This window comes from Streptomyces sp. AM 2-1-1, from assembly GCF_029167645.1.
Taxonomy (GTDB): domain Bacteria; phylum Actinomycetota; class Actinomycetes; order Streptomycetales; family Streptomycetaceae; genus Streptomyces.
Map to the genome: position 1 here is coordinate 1,235,514 of NZ_CP119147.1, position 23,924 is coordinate 1,259,437.

At 73.8% G+C, this 23,924-nt stretch carries 22 protein-coding genes; 12 read left to right on the top strand and 10 right to left on the bottom strand.

Going from position 1 to position 23,924, the window contains the following annotated elements; all coding sequences use genetic code 11:
- Positions 1-376 precede the first annotated feature (376 nt).
- The gene (locus PZB77_RS05270) at positions 377-1,273 is read left to right on the top strand and encodes a GNAT family N-acetyltransferase (protein WP_275491368.1); all 897 of its coding nucleotides are present in this window, start codon (positions 377-379) and stop codon (positions 1,271-1,273) included.
- 17 nt (positions 1,274-1,290) lie between these two features.
- On the opposite strand, the gene PZB77_RS05275 is transcribed toward PZB77_RS05270, so the two are convergent.
- Together PZB77_RS05275 and PZB77_RS05280 are read right to left on the bottom strand one after the other, a co-directional pair.
- A complete protein-coding gene (locus tag PZB77_RS05275; RefSeq protein ID WP_275491369.1) occupies positions 1,291-1,947 on the bottom strand; it encodes a hypothetical protein in 657 nt (218 codons plus the stop codon).
- A gap of 155 nt (positions 1,948-2,102) precedes the next feature.
- Positions 2,103-3,185, bottom strand: a complete 1,083-nt coding sequence (locus tag PZB77_RS05280; protein ID WP_275491370.1) for a MerR family transcriptional regulator — start codon at positions 3,183-3,185, stop codon at positions 2,103-2,105.
- 326 nt (positions 3,186-3,511) lie between these two features.
- Between PZB77_RS05280 and PZB77_RS05285 the strand changes: the two genes are divergently transcribed.
- Complete coding sequence (locus PZB77_RS05285) at positions 3,512-4,606, top strand: hypothetical protein (protein WP_275491371.1); 1,095 nt, start codon at positions 3,512-3,514, stop codon at positions 4,604-4,606.
- Positions 4,607-4,735: 129 nt separating this feature from the next.
- Here the strand turns inward: PZB77_RS05285 and PZB77_RS05290 are convergent, their stop codons facing one another.
- Positions 4,736-5,494 (bottom strand): nucleoside triphosphate hydrolase, encoded by a 759-nt coding sequence (locus PZB77_RS05290; RefSeq protein WP_275491372.1) that lies wholly within the window; start codon positions 5,492-5,494, stop codon positions 4,736-4,738.
- 89 nt (positions 5,495-5,583) lie between these two features.
- On the opposite strand from PZB77_RS05290, the gene PZB77_RS05295 reads away from it, so the two are divergent.
- The 3 genes from PZB77_RS05295 to PZB77_RS05305 all read left to right on the top strand — a co-directional run bounded on the left by PZB77_RS05295 (position 5,584) and on the right by PZB77_RS05305 (position 9,584).
- Complete coding sequence (locus PZB77_RS05295) at positions 5,584-5,976, top strand: VOC family protein (protein ID WP_275491373.1); 393 nt, start codon at positions 5,584-5,586, stop codon at positions 5,974-5,976.
- Positions 5,977-6,115: 139 nt separating this feature from the next.
- Entirely contained in the window at positions 6,116-6,856 is a 741-nt protein-coding gene (locus tag PZB77_RS05300) for a hypothetical protein (protein WP_275491374.1), read from the top strand.
- A gap of 241 nt (positions 6,857-7,097) precedes the next feature.
- Positions 7,098-9,584, top strand: a complete 2,487-nt coding sequence (locus PZB77_RS05305) for a GTPase-associated protein 1-related protein (RefSeq protein ID WP_275491375.1) — start codon at positions 7,098-7,100, stop codon at positions 9,582-9,584.
- 36 nt (positions 9,585-9,620) lie between these two features.
- Here the strand turns inward: PZB77_RS05305 and PZB77_RS05310 are convergent, their stop codons facing one another.
- Positions 9,621-10,202 carry a TIGR03086 family metal-binding protein gene (locus PZB77_RS05310; protein ID WP_275491376.1) on the bottom strand — a complete coding sequence of 194 codons (582 nt, stop codon included), beginning with the start codon at positions 10,200-10,202 and terminating at the stop codon, positions 9,621-9,623.
- 1,047 nt (positions 10,203-11,249) lie between these two features.
- Between PZB77_RS05310 and PZB77_RS05315 the strand changes: the two genes are divergently transcribed.
- Together PZB77_RS05315 and PZB77_RS05320 are read left to right on the top strand one after the other, a co-directional pair.
- Entirely contained in the window at positions 11,250-11,681 is a 432-nt protein-coding gene (locus PZB77_RS05315; protein ID WP_275491377.1) for a DUF2267 domain-containing protein, read from the top strand.
- An 809-nt stretch (positions 11,682-12,490) separates the two neighbouring features.
- Positions 12,491-14,002, top strand: a complete 1,512-nt coding sequence (locus PZB77_RS05320) for a SulP family inorganic anion transporter (RefSeq protein WP_275491378.1) — start codon at positions 12,491-12,493, stop codon at positions 14,000-14,002.
- A 169-nt stretch (positions 14,003-14,171) separates the two neighbouring features.
- On the opposite strand, the gene msrB is transcribed toward PZB77_RS05320, so the two are convergent.
- The 4 genes from msrB to PZB77_RS05340 all read right to left on the bottom strand — a co-directional run bounded on the left by msrB (position 14,172) and on the right by PZB77_RS05340 (position 17,485).
- A complete protein-coding gene (gene msrB, locus PZB77_RS05325; protein WP_275491379.1) occupies positions 14,172-14,576 on the bottom strand; it encodes a peptide-methionine (R)-S-oxide reductase MsrB in 405 nt (134 codons plus the stop codon).
- Positions 14,577-14,590: 14 nt separating this feature from the next.
- Positions 14,591-15,991 carry a UDP-N-acetylmuramate--L-alanine ligase gene (gene murC, locus PZB77_RS05330; protein WP_275491380.1) on the bottom strand — a complete coding sequence of 467 codons (1,401 nt, stop codon included), beginning with the start codon at positions 15,989-15,991 and terminating at the stop codon, positions 14,591-14,593.
- Between the two features lie 57 nt (positions 15,992-16,048).
- Entirely contained in the window at positions 16,049-16,501 is a 453-nt protein-coding gene (locus PZB77_RS05335; protein WP_275491381.1) for an indole-3-glycerol phosphate synthase, read from the bottom strand.
- Between the two features lie 201 nt (positions 16,502-16,702).
- Complete coding sequence (locus tag PZB77_RS05340) at positions 16,703-17,485, bottom strand: pyrimidine reductase family protein (protein WP_275491382.1); 783 nt, start codon at positions 17,483-17,485, stop codon at positions 16,703-16,705.
- A 37-nt stretch (positions 17,486-17,522) separates the two neighbouring features.
- Between PZB77_RS05340 and zapE the strand changes: the two genes are divergently transcribed.
- The 3 genes from zapE to PZB77_RS05355 all read left to right on the top strand — a co-directional run bounded on the left by zapE (position 17,523) and on the right by PZB77_RS05355 (position 20,505).
- A complete protein-coding gene (gene zapE / locus PZB77_RS05345; RefSeq protein WP_275491383.1) occupies positions 17,523-18,614 on the top strand; it encodes a cell division protein ZapE in 1,092 nt (363 codons plus the stop codon).
- A gap of 117 nt (positions 18,615-18,731) precedes the next feature.
- Entirely contained in the window at positions 18,732-19,157 is a 426-nt protein-coding gene (locus PZB77_RS05350; protein ID WP_275491384.1) for an OsmC family protein, read from the top strand.
- A 490-nt stretch (positions 19,158-19,647) separates the two neighbouring features.
- On the top strand, positions 19,648-20,505 hold the full coding sequence (locus PZB77_RS05355; protein ID WP_275495924.1) for a polysaccharide deacetylase family protein: 858 nt from the start codon (positions 19,648-19,650) through the stop codon (positions 20,503-20,505).
- Positions 20,506-20,572: 67 nt separating this feature from the next.
- On the opposite strand, the gene PZB77_RS05360 is transcribed toward PZB77_RS05355, so the two are convergent.
- Both PZB77_RS05360 and PZB77_RS05365 read right to left on the bottom strand, forming a co-directional pair.
- On the bottom strand, positions 20,573-20,758 hold the full coding sequence (locus PZB77_RS05360) for a hypothetical protein (RefSeq protein WP_275491385.1): 186 nt from the start codon (positions 20,756-20,758) through the stop codon (positions 20,573-20,575).
- A 58-nt stretch (positions 20,759-20,816) separates the two neighbouring features.
- On the bottom strand, positions 20,817-21,494 hold the full coding sequence (locus PZB77_RS05365; RefSeq protein ID WP_275491386.1) for an AIM24 family protein: 678 nt from the start codon (positions 21,492-21,494) through the stop codon (positions 20,817-20,819).
- 171 nt (positions 21,495-21,665) lie between these two features.
- Here PZB77_RS05365 and PZB77_RS05370 point away from each other — a divergent pair, with 171 nt between their 5' ends.
- Together PZB77_RS05370 and PZB77_RS05375 are read left to right on the top strand one after the other, a co-directional pair.
- Complete coding sequence (locus PZB77_RS05370) at positions 21,666-22,460, top strand: aminoacyl-tRNA hydrolase (protein ID WP_275491387.1); 795 nt, start codon at positions 21,666-21,668, stop codon at positions 22,458-22,460.
- 130 nt (positions 22,461-22,590) lie between these two features.
- Positions 22,591-23,919, top strand: coding sequence for a DUF692 domain-containing protein (locus PZB77_RS05375; RefSeq protein WP_275491388.1), 1,329 nt, complete (start codon positions 22,591-22,593; stop codon positions 23,917-23,919).
- The last annotated feature ends 5 nt before the right edge of the window (positions 23,920-23,924 follow it).

The following is a 23,924-nucleotide window of genomic DNA, read 5'->3' on the forward strand; positions in this document are numbered from 1 at the left end:
ACCACTGCGTACGCCGCACGGAGCATCCTGCCGCCGCCCGCCGCCCGCCGCGGGACGCGAGCGCCGGACGGGCGTGGCGGGACGGCGGGTGCCGCGCGTACGGGGCGGCGGGCACGGGCGGGGCGGCGGGCGGACGGGACGGCGGGCACGGGCGGGGTGGGGACACGGGCGGCGGGGCGGTGGCGGGCGGACGGTGCACGACGCCCGGGGTCCATGATCCGTAATGGTTTGCCCACGTCACCCGCTCGGTGCTTCCCTGTCCGGAGCGCGCCCGCGCGCCCCGTCTCCCCCCCTCCACGAGCGAAGGGCTCCCGTGAAACCTGGTTACGAGATACGTGCTCCGCGACGGTCACAGCTCCCGGCGATCCTCGACACCGTGAACGCGGCGGGCCGGGCCGGGGACGCCACGGCGGGGGCCCAGACCGTCGACGAGTACCTGCGCGTCTGGTCGCGTGTCGACACCGATCAGGATGCCTGGGTCGTGACCTCGCCGGACGGGGGCGTCGCCGGATACGGGCACGTGGTCGCCGAGCCGCACGAGAACCGGGTGCACGTCGACGCCTACACCCATCCCGCCCACCAGGGAGCGGGCATCGGCACGCTGCTGCTGGAGCGGGCGGAAGAGCGCGCCGCCGCGCTGACGGCCGGCGCGGACGGCCCGGCCCACCTGGTCAACTACGTGTATCTGGACGGCGCGTCGGAGCGGCTGCTGCGCGCCCGCGGCTACCGGCGCACGCGCGTCCACCAGCGGATGGCGATCGCCCTGGACCGTCCGCCCGCCGCACCCGAGTGGGCGGACGGCGTCACGCTGCGACCGTGCACCGGATCGGCCGAGGAGCTGCGCGCGGTGCACGCCTGCGTCGAGGACGCCTTCGGCGACCGGTGGGGGCGAACGCCCCGCCCGTACGAGGAGTGGGCCGACGACCTGCTGTACGACGGCTTCGATCCGTCGCTCTGGCTGCTCGCGGAGCGCTCCGGGCACCTCGCGGGTGCGGCACTGTGCCGTTTCCGCGACGTGGAGGGCCGATCCGCGGGCGAGGTCGGCCAGTTGGCCGTCGGCCGGGAGCACCGCCGGCTCGGGATCGGGCGCGCCCTGCTGCTGAGCGCTTTCGCCCTCTTCGCGGAGCGGGGCGCGGTCTCGGTCGGGCTGGACGTGGACAGCGAGAGCCCGACCGGCGCGCACCTCCTCTACGCGCGGGCCGGGATGTCGGTCACCGTCTCCATCGGCCAGTTCGAACGCGAACTGCCCACCGGGGTTCGCGCGGAGGAGTGACGGGCCGGTCCGCCGGGTCAGGGGGCGACGGCAGCCGACGAGCCGATCGCCCGGCCGAGGAGTCGCTGTTCGTCCTCGGGCAGCCACCGGCCGGCGTGGACCATGTGCAGGGCCGTGACGAGGCGCATCCGGTCGTCCTCCGTACCGAGGTCCGCGAGGTGGGCGGGGAGGATCATCCCCAGTGCCTTGAGGTCGCCGCGCTCGCAGAGTCTGGCGAGGAGAGCGGTCACGAGGCCGTCCGTGTCCCGCGGCGGAACCGCCCCGGTGGCCCGCAGACCTTCGGCGATGACGATCCGGATCCACTCGGCGTACGGTCCCGGCGGCACCGCATCGAGGCGGGCAGCGGCCAGCACGAAGTGCTCGCGCGCCCGCTCCGGTTCCCCGACCTCCGCGTACGCCTTGGCCAGATTGAGGTGGAGGGAGGGGCGGAAGGCGGCCACCCGTTCGTCGCCGACCAGCTCCGCCCGGCGCAGGCCCTCCTGGTTCCAGTGCAGCGTCAGCCGGGGCGTGGGCTGGTGGCGGGCCAGGTAGTGGGCGGCCACACATGCCTCGTAGTCGTCGCCGGCCGCCTCCCACGCCTGCTGGAAGAGACCGACGGCGTCAGCCGGCCGGCCCTCGGCCTCGGCCCGCATGCCCTGGGCGCACAGGCTGACGACGGGGTTGTCGGGATCCATGGGTTCGCTCTCGTTCTCGGTCCGGGGCAGGAGCGCGCCCGGTGGGGCCGAAGTGGTGGGCGGGGTCGGCGTGGTCGGCCGGAGCCGGCTCGGGCCGGAACGGGCAGGCGCTGGGGACCGGGGGGGGCGACTGGGCCGGGGCGACTCGGCCGGGATCAGTTCTCCGCCGGGGCGTGGACCGGCATGACCAGGGTCGTGAAGCTCCCCTGGTCGGCGGAGCGGACGACTACCGGCTGGTCGGGCCCCGTGATCTCCAGCAGGATGTCGGGGCCCACGCCCGCATCGAGCGACGGCAGGAGAACCGCCGGGTCGAAGGCGATGCGCAGGGACGGCCCGGTGCAGAGAGCGGCCGGGGTGGCGGAAACCGTGTCGCCGAAGGCGACGGTGAGCCGTTGTTCCCCGCTCCGGGTCCGCAGGACGACCGGGCCGTCGTGCACACCGCCGGCGACCGCCGCGCGCAGGACGGCCCGGTCCACGATGATGCGGTGCCGCGCGGCCGGCAGGCCGTCCAGCATCGGCCGGTACTCCGGAAAGGTCCCGTCGACGGTCGCGAGGTCGCGTGCCGTCCCGGCACCGAGGAGCCGCACGCTCTGCCGGTCCGCTTCGATCCGGAGGTCCAGGAGCCCCGCGGCCCAGGCGGCGGCCTCCCTCAACTCCTCGGCACCGACCAGGAACGCACAGGGATCGCCCTCACCCGAGAAGGAGCGCAGGGCGCGGACCGCGAGGCGGTAGCGGTCCGTGGCCACCAGCCGTACTTCCTGGCCGTCGAGTTCGAGCAGGACGCAGCCGAGTACCGGGAACTCCGCGGCGGCGGGCCCCGACGCAACCGCCGGGGCGACCTGCCGGACCGCTCCGGCGAGTTCGGCTCCGCCGATCCGCGCCGTCGTCCGGCGCGGGCCGCCCGGCAGCTCCCGGAGGATCTCCTCGATCGCCGACTGGGCGGTCACGGCGGTCTCCCGCGCCCTTCTGGCGTGCGCCTCGAGTACGGCACGGGCCTCGTCGCGGCTGCCGCCCAGGACCACCGAGGCGTCGGTGAGCGGCATCCCGGCTTCGCGCAGCCGCCGCACCAGGAGCGCGCGGCGCTCCTGCCCCGGCGAGTAGTAGCGGTAGCCGGTCGCGGGATCCACGTGCGCCGGGGGAAGCACGTCGCAGTCGTCGTAGAAGCGCAGGGCGCTCGGAGCCAGACCCACCCGGCGTGCGAAGGCGCCGATGCTCATCAGCGCGTCGGTGTCGTCCATGCGGGCGATTGTCGGCTCTCAAGCCGCTTGAAGGTCAAACTCTCGCGATGACGCGCGTATCGGGGAGCGAGAGCCCGGCCCCGGAGCGCGACCGGAGCGACGGAGGATCATCCATCCCCCGGCACGCGTGCCGGGCTCGCGCTCGGGATGCCTGGCAGAACAGAACGGGCAGAACAGGACGGCGGAACAGGACGGTGATCGATACACGTATTCTTGCCCGCGCGACGAAGGTCCACGGTGGACGCGTCGGCGGACACGGGGGAGTTCACATGCGGCACCGTTCCACTCCACTCTCGAAGGGCTTGGGCGCTGCGGCGCTCGCGTCCATGGCTGTGGCCTACGGGAGTGCCCTCGTCCCAGCCGATGCGGACGTGGTCCGTTGGGAGGTACTCGTTCCGTTGGCGGCGGGTGGTCTGTTCGCCGGCTGTTGGGTGCTGGCCGTGCGGACCGCGCCCCCCGTGGTGCGCAGAGCCGCCGTCCCGGCCCGTGCCGGGATACCTGCCGCGCTGGGCTCGATCAAGCGTGATTGGGGGCACATCGCCACGGCGTATCTCGTCATCTGGGCCCCGTTCTTCGCCGGTGCGGCAGCTCAGCATGGCTCAGGGTCGACGCTGGGCGGCCTCTGGTGTGTGCTGACCGCCATCTTCGGCGTGGTGCTCTCCTTCTACGCCCTCGCGTTGGCCACCCCGCAGCTGGGCCCTGGCCAGAGGGTTCTCCGGGCTGACGCCGGAGCGGGGCGCGTGCACGCCGTGCGGGCCCGGTTCGGCGACGCGGTACGTGAGCAGTACCGCAAGCCCACCGGTACGGGCACCGGCGACATCACCACCGTCGACCAATACTACGCCGAGTTGTTGCCGGAGAGCGAAGGAGGCGGACCTGCCGTGCGGCCGACCGTGCGCTTCGCTCCCATGTACGGCGAGAGCTTCCGGATCAACCTCGGAGACAAGCACCTGTCCCGCGCCGCCGCGGAACTGGCCGGACACAGCGGGTGGTTGTGCTGGCCCACCCGTTGGAAGGACCTCGCCGGCACGGACGAACACCGCCGGGTCGCCGCAGCCTTCGTCACCGACACCGGGCACGTCGTCTGGGGGCACACCCGGCAGGATGACTGGACGACATGGCTGCGCGGCGGGCTCGCACCCGTACGCGAGACCGACCCCGGTCTCTCCGCCGAGGTACTCCCCTCGCCGTCCCGCTTCCTCCCGGCGGCACACGGCGTCAGCCTGCTCCATGCGGCCGCCGCGGTGCTCCTGACCGTCCCCTACCTCGTCGGAGCGGTCCCCTTCGGCGTGGGTGTCGGCCTGGGCGCGGCCGCAGGACTGGTCGGCCTCATCGCCGGCGTACGGATGGGAAGCGGCGCCAAGATCCTGGACCCGGAGGTGTGGACGCCTCGTCAGGAATCACACCCCTCCCTGTGCTAGAAGGTGGCCTCACCCGGGGGGACGACGGGCGCGGTGGGAGATTGCCGCTCCGCCGGCGAAGGCGGGGAGGTGTCCGGGTTCGGCGGTGGGGGCGGCGGGCCGCGCACACCGGATCCGCCGTGCGCGGACCTACGAGCTCTCGGGCCACGGGGAACGGACGTCCTCATCGGTTCGCGGCCGGACGACGAGGTCGGCGCGGTCGCGACCGGCCCGGACCAGCCGGGCGTTCGCCTCGTCGCAACCCGTCACCCACCGCTCGGCGGCCGGCCTGGGCCTGCCGAACCGTACGTGCCGGTCGACCAGTCTCCGTACCCGTACCTCCGGATCGATCTCCAGGTACCAGACCTCGTCGAGAAGCCCGCGCACCGGCGTCCACGGCCCGTCGTCGAGGAGGAGGTAGTTCCCCTCGGTGACGACGAGCGGGGTGCCGGGGCCCACCGCGACGGAGCCGGCGATCGGTTCCTCCAGCGCGCGGTCGAAGACGGGGGCGTAGACCGTCCCACCTCCCGCCGTGCTCCCCTCGGCCGTGTCGCCTCCGGCGGCCTGCCCCTCGGCCGTCTCCCCGTCGGCCGTGCTCCCCTCGACGACCGCCGCCGGGTCGGCCGTGTCGCGCAGGCGGCGCAGCAGCGCCGCGTATCCGGCCGCGTCGAAGGTGTCCGGTGCGCCCTTGCGCTGCGCTCGCCCGAGCCGTTCCAGTTCGGCGCCGGCGAGGTGGAAACCGTCCATGGGGACGAGTACGGCCGCACCGTCCAGTGCTTCCACCAGTGCGGCGGCGAGAGTCGACTTCCCGGCGCCGGGCGGCCCGGTGATCCCCAGGATCCGGCGCCGGCCGGGGACGATGAGCGCCCGGGCGCGGGCGGCGAGCGGAGCGAGGTCGTACGTGTCCATACGGGAGAGTGTGCGGGCCGACGCCGTGCCTCGTTAGTGTTACGTATAACCATCTTCATCACCGTCTGCGCCCGCCCCGAGGAGCCGAGATGCCGTACATCGCCCTGACCACTCTGGTGGTCCACGACTACGACGAGGCCATCGCCTTCTACCGGGACGCCGTCGGGTTCGAACTGACCGAGGACACCGACCGGGGTGACGGGTCACGTTGGGTCGTCGTGACGCCGCGCGGCGCCGGCCCGGCGGGCGGTGGGCTGCTGCTGGCCCGCGCGAAGGACGACGGCCAGCGGGCGGCGGTCGGGGCGCAGACGGGTGGCCGGGTCGGCTTCTTCCTGCACACCGGAGACTTCGCGGCCGATCACGCGAGGATGACGGCGGCCGGGGTGCGGTTCCTGGAGGAGCCCCGGCACGAGGCGTACGGCTCGGTCGCGGTCTTCGAGGACCTGTACGGCAACCGCTGGGACCTGCTCCAGCCCGCGTGACCCGACACCGGGTGCCGTCCCCGGCCACACGGCGGCGAGTGACCCCCGGCGCGGGGGAGGACCGGCTTCTCCCCGCGGGCCCGGACGGGCTCCAACCACCCGCCCGGGCCGGACAGCGGTGGCGTGGCAGACTCCGCCCATGGATCATCTGACGGTGGAACGTTCGGACGCGCGGGACTGGGCCGGTGGCCAGCTCACGGAGCTGTTCAGCGACGGATTCCCGGAGTTCATCACGGCGGACCGGGTCGCGAAGGAGTACCTGGGCCGGGTCCAGGAGTGGTTCGCCGCGTTCGACCTCTTCCTCGTCGACCGCTCGGGGGTTCCGGTGGCGGGCGGCTGGGGAGTCCCGTTGCGGTGGGACGGGGACCCGGACACCCTGCCCACCGGCTACACCGACGCGCTGATACGTGCGGTGCGGGGGCGGGAGGAGGGCGTCGAGCCCGACACCCTGGTGATCTGCGGGGCGATCGTCACTCCCGCGCTGAAGGGGCAGGGTCTGGCCGGCCGGGCCCTCGGCGCCCTCCGCGTGCTCGCCCTGGAGAGCGGGCTCCAGCGGGTCGTCGCGCCGGTGCGGCCGACGCTGAAGGCGCGCTATCCGCTGACGCCGATCGATACCTTCGCCGGATGGATCCGGGAGGACGGCCTCTCCCTCGATCCGTGGGTCCGTACACATCAGCGGCTCGGCGCCCGCGCGATCGCCTGTGCTCCGGAGTCCCAGACCATGACCGGCTCGGTCGCCGCATGGGAGAAGTGGACCGGGATGGCCCTCCCCGACTCCGGCGACTACGTCGTACCGCAGGGCCTCTCGCCGCTGCGCGTGAACCGCTCAATCGACGAGGGGCGTTACGTGGAACCGGGCATCTGGATGCGGCACGTGTGACGCGCCACGGTCCACCGGCCCGCCGCTCCGCGGCCCCCACCCCGCACCGCCTCGCGGGGGTACCGGCGACCCCGGCCGCCGGATCGTGCGTCCCGGTCACGGGTCCTTGATAGCGTCGCCCCCACGCGACTGCGGAACGCTCCCCGCCCCGGTCGCCGGCCGGCCCCCGCGCACCACCGGATCGGGCCTGCGCGCACGCGGGTTCGGGGACGGTCGCGGCAGGACGAAGAGGGCCCCGGGCATGAGCCTCGCGCAGTTGCACTACACCTCGGCCGCGCCGGGGGACGAGGGAACGGTGGGACGGTTCACCGCCGTCGGCCCCGGGATACCCACGGCACTGCTCCCGGAGATCGAACCCCTGCTGGGGTACGAGGCCCCCGGGGACGTGCCGTTCCTGCCCACGGACACCGAACTGCGTTCACTCCCGCAGGTGTTCAGTTTCACCCATCTCTCGGACGGCAGCAGGCTGCTGGTCCGGTCGGTGCCGCTGGCCCCGCCCGGCACCGGGTCCGGCCCGCTCCGGTTCCACACCCACGGCGTCCTGCTGCCCGCCGGAGCCCGGCTCGCGGCCGGCCGGTTGCCGATCGCCGCGTGGCGCTCACCCCGCTGGGCGTCCGTCACGCCCAGCGGGGCGGTACCCGACCCGCTCACCTCGCCGCACACCGGTCCCGGCCTGGAGCGGGAGGCCCTCGGTGACTTCGCGGTCTCCCGGGGGCCGTGGCTCGCCGCCGTCTTCGCCGACCTGCGCCGCGTACGGCTCGAGAGCGCGGCGGGCGCCTGCGCGCCGGTGGCGCTGGTGGAGCGGCAGAGCGAGGACGTGGCCCGCTGGCTCGGGCTGGCCGTCTCGGTGCTCCCGCCGGACCACGCAGAGGAGTTGACCTTCACCACGTACTCCCGGCGTCCCTCCCTCGCCCCGCAGCAGGTGATCGGCGTGCTCCCGGAGGACGCCCACCTGCTGGACGCCGCCGAGTTCCGGGTGCACGTGTGCGGCGGTCCGCACGGCCGCCCGTCGCCGCCTTCCCGGGACACCTGGGCCGAGACCGCCGCCCGGGTCTGGCGTGGCCGGGCACCCGAGCTCTTCGAGCGGGCACGCGCATTGCCCGGCGAGCCCTTCGCCGCCGGACCGCTGGCCGTCACCGCCCTCTGCGCGGGCATCTCCCTGGGGTCCGCGGAGCGTTCCGCGGCGGCCGGCTGGGCGGCCGAGCGGCCGTACGCGCTGGACGCGGAGCAGACCCGGAAGCTGGTGGCCGCGCTCACCGCGCCCGGCCTCGACGACCGCAGCGGGGGCGAGTTCGACGCGCTGGGCCGGCTGTTCGGCGCGCTGGACGGCCGCTCCCCCGCCGCCACGACCGCCCCGCTCGCCGCGATGCTGGTGACCGAGGCGGTACGCGGCGGCAACGGCTCCCTCGAACTCCCCGCCAGGAGTGCCTTCGCCGGCCCCGGGGGCAAGGCCGTCTCCGAGGCCCTCGCCCCGGAGATCCTGGCCGAACTGGGCGGCACGGGAGCGGTCTTCGACATCGCGCGGACCGTGCAGCTGCTGCGGGTGGCGAAGCTCCTCGACGTCGACTGCGCCGGGTTGCTGCCCTCCGTGGTGGACCGGACGGCCCACGCTCTCCTGGCCGCCCCCGGCTTCACCTGGGGACCGGCCCTGCTGGAGCTGTTGGACGAGCAGTTCGACGTCCGGACCGCCCTCCTGGTGGCCCTCGACCGGATCGCGCCGGACGATCCGGCCGCCATGGAGCGGCTGTTGGACCGGATCGCCCTTCCGTTCACCGGCACCCAGACGCTCCCGCACCTGCGCATGTGCGCCGAGTCGGGTGCGATCAGAGCGGGGTGCGGGGAGGACCGGGCCGCCGCGCTCGGCAGGGTGCTGCGGACCGCCGGAATCTCCCCGTTCGCCGAGCCGTTGGTGCTGCGCTCCGCGGTGGGCCTCGTCTGGGCGGACAGGGAACCGACCGCCCAGGAAGCCCGGATGCTGCTGGAGGCGGCCACCTCCGACGCGCACCGCAGCGCGGGCACCTGGTCGCACCTGGTCGGCGCGGCGCTGCGCGCACCGGCCCACGAGACGGACGCGGCCGACCTGGCGCACGACCTGCTGCGCGGCTTCCCGCACCAGATCCGGGGGCGGGAGCGCGGTGCCCTGCTGCTGCTCGACTTCGCCCGTTCGATGCGCGGTGCCGGCACCCCCGCGGACGCCGGCGGAACGGACAGTGCGTCGGGCCGGGCGGCTGCCGGCCCCGGCTGGGCGGAGCGGGCGCTCGCCCTGCGCCCGGCGGCCGAACCGGTGGAACCCGCGGTCCTGGGCCACGCCTTCGACGCGCTCGCCCGCCGTCTGCTGGCCCCGGGCCGGCCCGAGGACGAGCTGTACGCCTTCGTGCACACCGGCGACCCCGACCTGCTGGACTCCTATGCCCGGGTCGCGCGGGAGGAAGCCGTACGGGCCCGACTGCGGTCCGACCCCGCGTTCGCCGCCGACTGCTACCTGGCCTGGAGCTCCCATCCGCACGCGGGCGCGCACTGGGCGCGGACCAGTACGGCGCTGCTGGAGGAGGTGCTGCGCCCCGCCGTGCGCGAGCTCTCCGCGGCCGGGGTCCAAGCGGTCGAGGAAGCCGTCGGGCGGGCCGGGAGCAGCGGCCGGACTGAGGCTTTCCGCGCGTGGAACCGGCGCCCGTCGGGCACGCTCGGCCGGTTCGGCCGCCGACTGGCGGGCAAGGTACGCCGCCCCTGACCGGGTCCGGCAGGGGCCGGGGCGGACGGCGCGGGGTCAGGAGGCGGACGGCCGCGCCGCTCCCGGGTCGCGTCCGAGGAACCCCACGAACCGGTCCACGGCCGGTGCGTCCTCGGCGACCGGCACGATCTCGCCGAACGCCTGCCCCTCGCCCCGGAACCGCGGCGGCAGCGTGACCTCCGCGCGGGCCAGCGCCTCGGCGGCCTCCTCCTCGGTGAAGGGGACCGGCTGCCCGGTCGCGACGGCGAGGTCCCAGCCGTGCCCCAGGTACTCCATCAGCGTCATGTCGAACACCATCCGCGCGGGCAACTCGCCCTCCCGCACCCGGACCTGACGATCGAACCCGTTGGTCCGCCACGCGGCCAGCACCCCGTCCGCCGCGGTCCGGAACTCACCGGCCGGGTCGTCCCCGCAGACGTGGGCCGCCGGGTCGCCCTCGTACGCACGGCCCTCGCAACCGGCCCGGAAGACCTGGAGCCAGCCCACGAGGTGGTTGCGGAGCGCCTCCACGTCGTAGGACGCGCACGTGGTCGGCAGCGAGAGCTGGTCCGGGTGGACGCCCTCGACGAGGTCCCCGGTCTTGGACAGGATTCCGGCCAGGAGATCGATGTCACTCATGGGCCGACCCTATCGACCCGGCGAGCGCGGCCGGGGGCACCGGGCCCGGGCCTGACGCGCCCCACCCCTCGTTCCGCGGGGAGCCGGTCGTCTCTCACGGCACCGGAGGGCCCGCGCACCGAGGTCCCACGGGGTCCGTCGACGCACTCCCGCTCGACGGCCGCATGCTCGGATCCGGCCACGATCAGCCGGTCCGGTGCCGCCGCTCGGCCGTCCGCGGGGGTTAGCTCGTGCGAAGAGCCGCCGTACCTCCCCGCGCGCGGTCGCACGGAGACGCGAGTTCCCGGGACGCCCGGCACCGCGGCCCGGGACCGGCGCCCGGTGGGTTCGCGTCCCGCCGGCTTCCGGAGCCGGGCCGGCCCTCGAAGTGGACGACGGAGGAGACGGAGGGGTCAGGACGCCGGCACCGCTCCGCCACGTGGCGGCCGTCCCTCGCGATGGTACGAGCGACTGGGCGCCGGGGTCCGCGTGCTCGTCCTCACCCTGGGGAACCGGGCGACCGACTGCCTGGTGCTCGTCACCGGACGATCGGACCCGACGGCTCCCGCGACCCCCGGGCCGTTACCGACGCGCGGGTCAGCACCGGTCCCACACGTCTCCCCGGGGCGTCCGGGACAGCGCCCGATCTGGCTCACCGTCACGGCCCCGTGGGCTCCCCGACGGTGGTACGCCGTCCCGGCCGCACCCGCGCCCACCGCGCCGCCGGGCCTCGGCGTGTCGGGCCCCCGGCCCCTACGCCGATCCGGTGGCCGGCGCGCGGGCGACGGGCCACCGAGGCTCCTCCGTCCCCGAACCTCCCTACCGTCCGCACCCGTTGTTCACCCGCTCGGACGCCGGCCGACCGGGTGTGGGGGGTCCGGTCCGCAGGGGCCGGGCGCTCGTCGGCACCCGGGAGATTTTCCTCTCTTTCGACTTCGCATGTGTGAGGTGGTGGGTCCGGGGTACCGGCTGAACACCAGCTCCGCACGCCGCGCGCCCCGGCTCCGTACGTTCCACCTCCGGCGCGGGCGAGAAGGTCACTGCGACGAGAGAGGCACCCGCCGAACGATGCAGAACACGACTGAATCCACCCAGTGCGTTCCGGCCATGACGTACACCCTGATGCTCGAAAAGGTCCGTTACGACGGCGCCTACCCGACCCGGGAACGGGCCGAGGAAGCGGTACGTCTCGTACTGGACGGTCTCGGCGGCCAGTTGGCCGGGGACGAACGCGCGAGCCTGGCGGCTCGCCTTCCGCAGGAGGCCGCTGCCGTCCTCCTCGCGGCCAGACCAGAAACTCCGCTCAGCGGCCGTGACTTCGTGAACTCGCTCGCCCTGTCGACGGGCTCCGGCGTCGCGACCACCCGCTGGGACGTGGGTTCCGTCCTGACGACGGTGGCCCAGCTGACCGGCCCCGACCTGCTCGCCCGGATCCTCCGGGCCCTCCCCCAGGGGTACGCGCTCCTCTTCGGCCGCGCGGAGCTCGCCCGCGCCGCCTGACCGGAACCAGCACCTCACCAAAACCAGCACCTCGACCGGCTCCGGCCCACGGGTCACCGTCGCCCCGTCGGCCAGTCCGGTCCCGCCGGGCACCGCCCGGCCTCCTCTTTCGCCCGCGCCCCCGCGCCCCCGCCCGGCCCGCTTCGAGCAGACACCACCTGCTCGGCCCGCCCGGACCGGAGCGCGGGGGCGCGGGACGCTGTGGTGTCCGGACACGCCACGAGCACCCGGAGCCACCCCGAGCCGCACTTCTCCGGCCCGTCCGGCCGATCCGCCCGCCGGCCCGTGTGCCCGCCTGTCCGCCGGCGGGAGACCATGGCCGCCCGCCTGCCGGAGACCGTGCGCGAGCGACCCGCCACGGTGGGCGACGGCCGGCCCCGTTCCTCCGCGCGTCGCCTCCCTGCCGGGGGCGGCACCACGCCCGCACCGGAGCCCCGCCCCGCCTCCGGGGTAGAGTTTTCCGGTGGGAAGGTACGCTCCGCGCGCCTGTTCCACCGTGCCGGGGCCGACGCAGTTCCCGGTGGCGGTCCGGTTCCCGCAGGGTTGCGTGCCGTGAGAGACGCGGGGGCGAGCGCCGGACGCCCGCCCTTCCGGCGGTCCGGTCACGAGTCCTCGGTGGTCCGTTCCGAGCCCGTGGCGATCGGCCCGTTCCCGGGCGGATCCCCGCCGGATCCGTGTCTCGTCCGACGCAGGCCCCGTCACGGGACCGTCCGCGGGGTGCTGTCCCGGCACTCCGCTTCCTGGCAGACGCACGCCCCCGGCATGTCCGACACGGTGGTGCGCCCCGAGCACGACAGGTTTCCGCTGCCTTGTCCTTCACCGTTTCCACTGACTCCCCCGCCGCGCGGCTGCGCGCCCTGAAACCCGACTGGCTGGGCGACCCCAAGGTCTGGCGCACCGAGGTGCTGGCGGGGCTGGTGGTGGGCCTCGCGCTGATCCCCGAGGCGATCTCGTTCTCGATCATCGCCGACGTCGATCCGGCGGTCGGCCTCTTCTCCGCGTTCACCATGGCCGTGGTGATCTCGGTCGTCGGCGGGCGCCGGGCGATGATCTCCGCCGCGACCGGTGCCGTGGCGCTGGTGATCGCGCCGCTCAACCGCGAGCACGGTTTCGGCTACCTGGTCGCCGCCGTGATCCTCGCGGGGGTCTTCCAGATCGTCCTGGGGACGCTGGGGGTGGCGAAGCTGATGCGGTTCGTGCCGCGCTCGGTGATGGTCGGCTTCGTCAACTCGCTGGCGATCCTGATCTTCATGGCGCAGATCCCCGAGATGCGGGACGTGCCCTGGGCGGTCTACCCCCTGATCGTGGGTGCTCTCGCGCTGCTGGTGTTCTTCCCCAGGGTCACCACCGTCGTCCCGGCTCCCCTGGTGTCCATCGTGGTCCTCACCGCACTCACCGTGGGAGCGGGAATCGCGGTGCCGACCGTGGGCGACCGGGGCGAGCTGCCGTCGTCGCTGCCCGTGCCGGGCCTGCCGGACGTACCGTTCACGCCGGACACGCTGACGACCGTGGCGCCGTACGCGCTCGCGATGGCGCTGGTCGGCCTGATGGAGTCGCTGATGACGGCGAAGCTGGTCGACGAGATCACGGACACCCCCTCCGACAAGAAGCGCGAGTCGGTCGGGCAGGGCATCGCCAACATCGTCACCGGCTTCTTCGGCGGCATGGGCGGCTGCGCGATGATCGGCCAGACGATGATCAACGTGAAGGTCTCCGGCGCCCGGACCCGGCTGTCGACCTTCCTGGCCGGCGCGTTCCTGATGGTGCTCTGCATCGTCTTCGGGCCGGTCGTCTCCGACATCCCGATGGCCGCCCTGGTCGCGGTGATGGCGATGGTCTCGTTCGCCACCTTCGACTGGCACTCCATCGCCCCGAAGACGCTCCGACGGATGCCCGCGGGAGAGATCGCGGTCATGGTGATCACCGTGGCGGTGGTCGTCGCCACCCACAACCTGGCCATCGGTGTGGTCGTCGGCTCGGTCCTGGCGATGGTGGTCTTCGCCAAGCGGGTGGCCCACTCCGCGGACGTCACCGCCGTCACCGATCCGGACGGCACCACCGTGGTCTACCGGGTGACCGGGGCGCTCTTCTTCGCCTCCTCCAACGAGCTGGTCGGCCGCTTCGACTACGCGGACGACCCCGAGCGGGTGGTGATCGACCTGTCCGCCGCGCACGTCTGGGACGCCTCGTCCGTGGCCACCCTGGACGCCATCGGCGCCAAGTACGCCCAGCGCGGCAAGAGTGTCGAGATCGTCGGTCTGAACGAGCCGAGCGCCCGGCTCCACGACCGGCTCAGCGGGGAACTCACCGGCGGCCACTGACCGCGCGGGCAGCGGAGGAGGAAGCCTCGTTTTCGCCGTCTTCCTCCCCCGGCCGCCGGTCACCGGCGCCCCGCGGGGCGGGCCCCGCACACGCCACCGGCCCCCACGACCGCGACGGGTCGTGGGGGCCGGTGGGGCGTCCGCGCCGGACGGACGGCGGCGGCGCGCGTCAGGCGTCGGGCGTCAGCGTCAGGGAGATGGAGTTGATGCAGTAACGCTGGTCGGTCGGGGTCCCGTACCCCTCGCCCTCGAAGACGTGGCCGAGGTGCGAGCCGCAGCGGGCGCAGCGGACCTCGGTGCGGACCATGCCGTGGCTGCGGTCCGCGATGAGCTCGACCGCGTCGGTGTCCTTGGGGTCGTAGAAGGACGGCCAGCCGCAGTGCGACTCGAACTTCGTGTCGGAGCGGAACAGCTCCGCCCCGCACGCGCGGCAGGCGTAGACGCCCTCCGTCTTGGTGTCGGTGTACTCCCCCACGAAGGCGGGTTCGGTCCCGGCCTTGCGGAGCACCGCGTACTCGGCGGGGGAGAGCTCTTCCCGCCACTGCTCGTCGGGCTTCTCGATGTCGTACGGCACGGTGGCTCGCTCCCTCACTTCGACAGCTGGTCCAGGATGCGCGGGCCGAGGTCGGTGACGTCGCCCGCTCCCATGGTGAGAACCAGATCGCCGGGCTTCGCCATTCCCGCGACGACGCCGGGCACGTCCGCCTGGTCGTGGACGGCGGTGACGTCCGCGCCGGCCGCCAGGGCTGCGTCGATGATCAGCGCGCTGGTGACGCCGGGGACCGGGTCCTCGCGGGCCGGGTAGATGTCCAGGACCACGGAGGCGTCGGCGAGGGCGAGGGCCTGGCCCATCTCGTTGCCGAGCTCCTGGGTGCGGGAGAAGAGGTGCGGCTGGAAGACGACGAGGATGCGGGCGTCGGCGGCCGCGCCGCGCATGGCTTCGAGGTCGGCGGTCATCTCGGTGGGGTGGTGGGCGTACGAGTCGATGACCTGGACGCCCGCGGCCTCGCCCTTGAGCTGGAGGCGGCGCTTGACCCCGGTGTACGACCCGAGAGCGGAGGCGAGGTTGTGCGCGGGGATGCCGAGGGCGACGCCGGCGGCGAGGGCCGCGACGGCGTTGTGGGCGTAGTGGCGGCCGGGCACGGAGACGGTGAAGGTGAGGAACCTGCCGTTCAACAGGACAGTGACCTCGCTGGTCAGACCGCGCGGGGTGACCTTGTGGACGCGTACGTCGGCGGTCTCGGAGTCGCCGTAGGTGACGACGGTGAGGTCGGCTCCGGCGCTCGCGCGCACCCGGCGGGTGAGTTCGACGGCGCCGGGCTGGTCGGCGGAGACGACGAGCGTGCCGCCGGGGACGATCTTCCCGGTGAACTTCTCGAAGGACTCGTAGATCTCGTCCATCGACGCGTAGTTGGCGTGGTGGTCCAGTTCGACGTTGAGGACGATCGCGACCTCGGGGTCGTACTTCTGGAAGCTGCGGTCGCTCTCGTCGGCTTCGGCCACGAAGACGTCGCCGCCGCCGTGCGCGGCGTTGGTGCCGGGCCCCTCCAGGTCACCGCCGATGGCGTACGAGGGGTCGAGGTTCAGCGCGGAGAGCGCGACGGCCAGCATCGACGTGGTGGTCGTCTTGCCGTGGGTGCCGGCCACGGCGATGGCGCGGGTGCCGGTCATCAGCGCGGCGAGGGCGTCGGAGCGGTGCACGACGGGGACGGAGAGTTCGGCGGCGCGCACCAGCTCCGGGTTGTCGGCGCGGATGGCGCTGGAGACGACCACGCAGGTCGCGTCGTCGGCCAGGTGGTCCGCGGCGTGACCGATGTGGACGGTCGCCCCCAGCGCGCGCAGTGCGTCGGCGGTCCCGGACTCCTTGGCGTCGCTGCCCGCCACCTTCGCGCCACGCTGGGCGAGGATCTTCGCGATGCCCGACATTCCGGCGCCGCCGATGCCGATGAAGTGCGGTCGTTCCATGGCGGCAGGAATACCGGGTGCCATGCGTGTCTCTCCCCAAAGTCGTCGGGGTGCCGGGTCGGCCCGGCACCGCCGCCCAGCCTATTCGCTGTGCGCGAAGAGCTTGAGCACCGGGACGCCGACCTTGTGGCGGGCGCGGGAGGCCCAGTCGCGGTGGAAGAACTCCTCCACGTAGTGCGGGGCGGTCAGCACGATGACCTCGTCGGCTCCCGCCTCCTCCACCACGGTCCTGAGGTGGTCCAGCGGGTGCTCCTCCACGACCTGGCCGACCGCTTCGGAGCCTGCCGCCCGCAGGGCGCGCAGAGAGGTGTCCAGGGCCAGCCGGGCGGGCTCGCGGGCTTCCTTCCCCTCGGGCTCCTCGCCCTCGCGGGCGGCGTCCTTGAGCTCCCCGAGCGCCACGTCGTCGATCGCGCGGAGCAGGACGTCCGCCTGGTCGCCGCGCGGCTGCATGAGCACCAGGAACGAGATGCGCTCGTCGCCGTGGAGGGTCGTGACGAAGTCGACGTCCTCCGGTGTGAGGGGCTTCTCGATCATCAAAACGCTTGTGAACACGACAGGCGCCCTTCCGCTTCTTCGTCTGGTTCTTCCGGTGCAGGCCGTGTCGAGGGCGCTGCTGAAACCATCCTTCCCCGTGATCGCACGGAGAGTGCAGGGATAATTCTGCCCACCGGAAGCCAACCGGAACGGTGAATTCCGCCAAGAGCCGGTGCGCGTCGGAGAGGGGCCGTCTCCGCCTCAGGGGCGGCGGTACCGGCTGAAGAGGAAACCGTCCTCCTCCAGCAGCCCGGCCAGGGTGAATCGGTCCGGCACCGCCAAGGAGGGGCCTCCCGCGATCCGCTGCGCCCGGCCCGCCGTCAACATCGGCGAGAGGGTCAGACAGAGTTCGTCGAGGACGCCCGCGGCGACGAACTGGCCGAGCAACCGGGGCCCGCCTTCCGTCAGCTGCCTGGTCAGGCCCAGTGCGGCCAGCTCCCGCACGGCCCGCTCCGGGTCGATCCGGGAACCCTCACCGGCGACGACCACCCGGACCCCCGCCTTCCGGGCGGCCGTGACCCGCTCGGCGGGCGCGGCCGAGCCGGTGAGCACCAGGGTCGGGACGCGCGGCTCGGTGTAGAGGGGCAGCGAGAAGTCCAGGTCCAGGCTCGCGCTGACGACCGCGACGGCGGGCACGGGCGTCTGCCCGGCTGCCGCGCGCCGCGCGGCGAACGCCTCCCGGACACGGGCGGGCCGGTACCCCTCGCCGCGTACCGTCCCGGCGCCGGCGATCACGACGTCGCAGAGGCCGCGCAGGGTGCCGAAGATCCGCATGTCCGCGGGGCACGAGATGCCCTGCGAGCGGCCGTCGTGCTGGGCGGCCCCGTCCAGGGTGGCGACCATGTTGGCGCGCAGCCACGGGCCCGGGCCGGCGGGGTGGGCGTACGCCGCGGCCAGCTCGTCGAGACTCCACTCGCGGTCGTCGGCGGCCGGGGCGGGAGTACCGGCGGTTGTCAGGTCCGTCACAGGGAGCAGGCTTCGCATGTCAGGCAGTGTGGCACGGCCCGTATGGTGGAGAGTTGTGTCGTCCTCCACCACCGCCCCCGGGGCAAACTCCCTGACCGGCGCGGTTCCGCTGTCCCTGTGCGCCCGTCGGCCGCACGTCCCCGCCGATCGTCTGGTCGCCGAGATGGTGCCGCCGCCGCGGTTCGACTCGGTGCGCTTCGCGACGTACGTCCCCGATCCGGCCCAGCCGAGCCAGAGCAAGGCCGTCGAGGTGCTCGAGTCCTTCGCCGGAGGCCTCGGCGGGGCGCACGCGTCGGGTGAGGGCAAGCGGAGGTGGTTCTCGCGGAAGCCCGCGGCCCCGTCCGGTCCGCGCGGTGTGTACCTCGACGGCGGGTACGGCGTCGGCAAGACCCATCTGCTCGCCTCGCTCTGGCACGCGACCCCCGCCGAGCCGGCCCTGAAGGCGTTCGGCACCTTCGTCGAGCTGACCAACCTCGTCGGCGCGCTGGGTTTCCAGCAGACGGTACGGACCCTGAGCGGACACCGGCTGCTCTGCATCGACGAGTTCGAGCTGGACGACCCGGGCGACACCGTGCTGGTCTCCTCGCTGCTCAGCCGACTGGTGGAGGCGGGTGTCGCACTGGCGGCGACCTCCAACACGCTGCCCGGCAAGCTCGGCGAGGGCCGGTTCGCCGCCGCCGACTTCCTCCGCGAGATCCAGGGGCTCTCGGCCCACTTCCGCCCGCTGCGGATCGACGGTCAGGACTACCGCCACCGCGGCCTGCCCGAAGCGCCGGCGCCGTTCGACGACGAGCAGGTCACGCGGGCCGCGTACGCCGCCGGGGGTGCGTCGCTGGACGACTTCGCCGCGCTCCTCGGCCACCTGGCGGAAGTCCACCCCAGCCGGTACGGGGCGCTGACGGACGGGGTGAACGCGGTCTGCCTCACCGGGGTGGTGCCGGTGCCCGACCAGTCGACGGCGCTGCGGCTGGTGGTGCTCGCCGACCGGCTGTACGACCGTGAGATCCCGGTCCTCGCCTCCGGCATACCCTTCGACCGGCTCTTCAGTGACGAGATGCTGAACGGTGGGTACCGGAAGAAGTACTTCCGGGCCATCTCCCGGCTGACGGCCCTGGCGCGGGACGCGAAGGGGCTGGTGGCGCAGTAGGTTCGTGGGGGTGACGGCACGACTCCTCCGGGTGGCCGGGCCGTTCACCGGGTTCCGCGGCGCAGGAGGCGCTGCGGCCCCGCGCGACCGCGCACACCGTTTTCGAAGGGATTCACCATGGCTACCACGCGTCAGGCGCACACGGTCTGGGAAGGCAACCTGCTGGAGGGCAAGGGTGTCGTCACCCTGGACTCGTCAGGTGTCGGCGAGTTCCCCGTCTCCTGGCCCTCGCGCGCCGAACAGGCCAATGGCAAGACCAGCCCGGAGGAGCTCATCGGCGCCGCGCACTCCAGCTGCTTCTCGATGGCTCTTTCTCACGGCCTGGCCGGCGCGGGCACCCCGCCCACCCGTCTCCACACCAAGGCCGAGGTCACCTTCCAGCCCGGCACCGGTATCACCGGCATCCACCTCACCGTGGAGGGCGAGGTGCCCGGTCTCGACGAGGCGGGCTTCGTCAAGGCCGCCGAGGACGCCAAGGCCAACTGCCCGGTCAGCCAGGCGCTGTCCGGCACGACGATCACGCTGACGGCCACCCTGGCCTGACCGGCCGCCACCCGGGCCGCCGCCGTTCCCGTGTTTCCGGGAGCGGCGGCGGCTCCGGTGCGTCAGGAACCGGCCATGGTGCACGGCGAACCGTCAGGTCGCCCGCGGGAAACGGGAGTCGGTCGCGCGGTCATCGGCGACACTCGCACTCACTTCGCCGCACCGGATTCGGTCCCGGCCACCCGCGCAGTGACGGAGACGTCCCCCGCACGGAGTTCTCCGCCCCGCCCCGCAACGCCCGTGTCGACGCACGGCCGCGCGTTCTCGTGGAACGGCCGGCTCCACGCCGGGAGCCCTAGCCGGAGGTGTTGGCGTCGGCCGATCGGGGCGCCCCGGGCGCCGCGCGCACCGCTCGACCCATATAAATCATATTGTCCTATATTTTCCGTGCGTGCCTACCTCACCACGGAACGCCTCGCCACGGAACGTCTCACCCCGGAACCTCCCGCCGCCGACCGGCGCCGCCCGCCTCGCCGCCGGTCTCGTCCTTCTGAGCGGGGTGCTCGCCGGATGCGGAAGTCCGGGCGAGCGCCCCTCCCCGGCCCGCCCACCGAGCACCGTCTCCTCCGCACCGGCTGCGGCCCCGGACCCGGCTGCCGGAACGCCGGCTCCCGGACCGCCCACCCTGGCCCCCGGCCCCGCCGGCCGCACCCCCGTGTTCGCGCGGCGGGCGAAGGGCGGCGCGCGAGCGGACGAGAAGGTCGTGGCCCTCACCTTCGACGCCGACATGACGGCGGACGAGGGAGACCGGGCGGCGGCCGGTGAACCCTTCGACAACCCACCGCTGATCGCGCTGCTGCGCCGCCTCGGGGTCGAGTCGACCATCTTCATGACGGGCCGCTGGGCGGAGGAGTACCCGGACCAGGCCCGCGCGATCGGCACCGACCCGGCGTTCGAGATCGCCAACCACTCGTACAGCCACCACGCCTTCGTCTCCCCCTGCTACGGCCTGCCCACCGTGGCGAAGGAGGAGAGGGAGGACGAGGTGGCGCGGGCGTTCGCCGCGTTCCGCGCCGCGGGGGCGCGCAACGTCGTCCCGTACTTCCGCTTCCCCGGCGGGTGTTACGACGACGAGGCGCTGCGCGCGCTGGCCCCGGAGAAGGTCACGGCGGTCCAGTGGGACGTGGTCGGCGGCGACGCCTTCGCGACCGACCCGGACGCGGTGGCCCAGCAGGTGCTGGACGGCGTGACCCCGGGCTCGCTGGTGGTCCTGCACTGCACCCGCAGCGCCGCCCCGGCCACGGAGGAGGCGGTACGCCGGATCGTGCCCGAACTCCGCGCACGCGGCTACCGGTTCGTAAAGGTGTCCGAGCTGATGCGGACGGCCCCGGGAGGCGCGGAGGGCTGACGGGGCGCCGCACGGCCGACGGCGGCCCGGGCCCGCACGGTGCCGGGGCCGGGCCGCCGCCGCCCGCTCAGCCGGAGCAGGAGTTCCGGCCGGCCTCCTGCCACGCGCAGACCGGGCAGAGGGTGGAGCCCTTCGTCGACTCCGGGTACTCCGTCGGCTTCCGGCAGTGCACGCACTCCGCGTACGGCGGCCCCGAGTCGGCCGGTGCGAACGGGGAGAGGGCGGGGGGCTCGCAGTACGTGTCGTCGTCCATGGCATCGAGCGTACGACCGCCGGGACCCGCCGCGACAGACCGCCCGGGGCGGCCGCCCTCAGCTCGACGTGTTCTTCTCCGGCTTCAGCTCGCTCGGGCGCACGATGACGAATCCCTCACCGTCCAGCCGCAGCTGAACGGCCTCGCCCGAGCCGCCCCGGACCATCGAACCGAAGCTCTGGGAGCGGTGCAGCGAGGTGGACAGCTGCGCGCTCCAGCCGACGACCGCGTCCGTGTCGACGCAGACCGGCGCCCCGGGCGTGACGGGTATCACGATCGGGTGGCCGTCGCAGATCAGTCCCAGCTTCCCGTGACCACTGAAGACGCTGTTGAAGAGGCCGCCACCGGTCATGCCGGCGCCCTTCACCGTCTTGATCTCGTACGCGAGCGTGGAGTCGAAGCAGAGGACGTTGCGGCCGTTGATGGTGAGCACGTCGCCCTGCTCCATCTCGACGATGAAACAGTTCTGCGCCTCGTGCGCGAACCACGCCTCGCCCTGCCCCCGGACCGCCATCAGCGGCAGCCCCTCACCGGTGACGGCACGCTTGAGCATGCCGCCTATCCCCTGGCCCTTGCGCTCGAACTGGAGATCGCCGCGGAAAGCGATCATCGACCCCTGACGCGCTTGCATCTCCCCGCTGACCGCGTACTTGACCGACTTGGCGTTCTGCAGCGTCATACCGGGGACGGTCGCCTGCTGCGCCATGTGCTCACTGGAAAAGAGATCGCTCTTCATGCGCCGCATCCTCGCCCCGTGCATGCCACATTGCCAAACGGCTCTCCGGGCCGGCCGACCAGCCGGCCCGCCGGGGCACCGGCCGGCGGGAGCGCGGCCCGCCCCCCGCACCTGGCCCGTCCGCCGTGCGGCCCCGCCCGGCCCGTCCCGGGCGCCTGGCAGACTGGACGGGTGAGCAGCAACGACATCCCCGACGCCGCGACGGCACCGGCCGCCGTCTCCCCCGCTTCCCCGGCCGAGGCCGCCGGCCGGCCTCCGGAGGAGAGCCCCTTCCGGAGCGGGCCGACCCCGCGCGACGAGGCACCGCAGTTCGTGCTGCCGCTGGTGGTGCACATCGAGAAGACCGATCCGCCCGCCCGTACCGACGCGCTCCGGACGGCGGCCCGTGCGGTGCTCACGATCCTCGCCGACGACCGCGCGCTGGGCGAGGGCGAGTGGGCGCGGGCGATGCGGGACTGGCAGGACGCCCGGATACGCAAGGTGGTGCGGCGGGCCCGGGGCGCGGAGTGGCGCAAGGCGTCCACGCTGCCGGGGATCACGGTCACCGGGGACGGCGCGGAGGTACGCGTCTATCCGCCGGTGCCGCTCGACGGCTGGCCGAAGGAGCTGGCGAAACTGCAGGTCTCGGGCACGGATCTGGACGATCCCGAGCCGCCCTCCGCGCCGGACCTCACCGGCCCTGTCCTGTGGCTCAACCCGGAGCTCGACATGTCGGCGGGCAAGACGATGGCGCAGGCCGGCCACGGTGCGCAGCTCGCCTGGTGGGAGCTGACGGACGCGGAGCGCAAGGAGTGGCGGGAGGCGGACTTCGCGCTCTCGGTGGCCACCCCGGACGCGGAGACCTGGCGCCGCCTCACCGTCAGCGGACTGCCCGTGGTGCGCGACGCCGGGTTCACCGAGATCGCCCCCGGTTCCTGCACGGTGGTCGCGGACCACCCGGCGCTGCGCGCGCGTACGGCGGGCTGACCCACCGCGAGCGGTCGCCCGCAACCTCAAATCATCCTCTGAACGTCTCCCTGTTCGGATTCGCCGTCGTGCGCCGGGGTCATCACCTCTCCACGGGCAGCGCGGATCGCCCGGAGAAGGGGGGAGCGCCATGAGGCTCGGTGTGGGGATCGGCTGGCGTCCGGAGATCGCGGACGCGGTCGAGGCGCTGGAGGGCGTCGAGTGGGTGGAGGCCGTCGCGGAGAATCTCTGCGCGGACCATCTGCCCGACTCGCTGGTACGGCTGCGGGAGCGGGGCGTCACGGTCGTGCCGCACGGGGTGGCGCTGGGCCTCGGCGGTGCCGAGCGCCCCGATCCCCGGCGGCTGGCGGACCTGGCGGCACGCGTGCGGTTGCTCGGCGCACCGCTGGTGACGGAGCACCTCGCGTTCGTACGGGCCGGGGGGCCGCTCACCGGTTCGCCCGCCCTGGAGGCGGGCCATCTGCTGCCCGTACCCCGGACCTGGGACGCGCTGGACGTGCTCTGCGAGAACGTGCGGATCGCCCAGGACGCGCTGCCGGTGCCGCTGGCGCTGGAGAACATCGCGGCGCTGGTCAACTGGCCGGGCGAGGAGCTGACGGAGGGGCAGTTCCTGGCCGAACTGGTCGAGCGGACCGGGGTCCGGCTGCTGATCGACGTGGCCAACCTCCACACCAACCACGTCAACCGGGGCGAGGTCCCCGCCTCGGCACTGGACGAACTGCCGGTGGAGGCCATCGCCTACGTCCACGTGGCGGGCGGTGTCGAGAAGGACGGCGTCTGGCACGACACGCACGCCCACCCGGTGACGGCCCCGGTGCTCGACGTCCTGGCGGAACTGCGCTCCCGGGTGGACCCGCCCGGTGTGCTGCTCGAACGCGACGACGACTTCCCTCCCGCCGAGGAGCTGGCGGGCGAACTCGCCCTGATCGCCAGCACGTTGGGGGCAGCCCGTCCCACGGGCCGTACGGCGCCCATCTCGGCCCCGCTCACGCGCCGGGACGGGGGACCGGCCGGGGGCACCGCCGGGGTCCGGGAGCGGTTGGCGGGGGCGCAGGCCGGTCTGCTCGCCTCGCTCGTGGCCGGCGCTCCCGTCCCTCCGGGCTTCGACGGTGAGCGGCTGGGCGTGCAGAGCCGGGCGCTCGCCGCCAAGCGGGCCGGTGTCGTCGCGAAGGTGGCGCCGGAGCTGCCGGAGATCCTGGGCGCGAGCTACCGCGCGGCGTTCCTCCGTTACGCCGAGGGCCGTCCGCCGGCCTCCGGGTACCGGAGGGATGCGCTCGCCTTCGCCGAACACCTGCTGGTCACGGGCGAACCCGCCGACGGGGCGGCCCGGCTGCGGCTGACCCACTGGTGGCAGGAGCGCGCGGGGGCGCGCCCGCCACTACGCGCCACCCGGCTCGTCCGTGCGGCGCGGGCCGCGTTCCGCACGTCCACCACCACGCTCAGGTCCGGGGGGAACTGATGGTC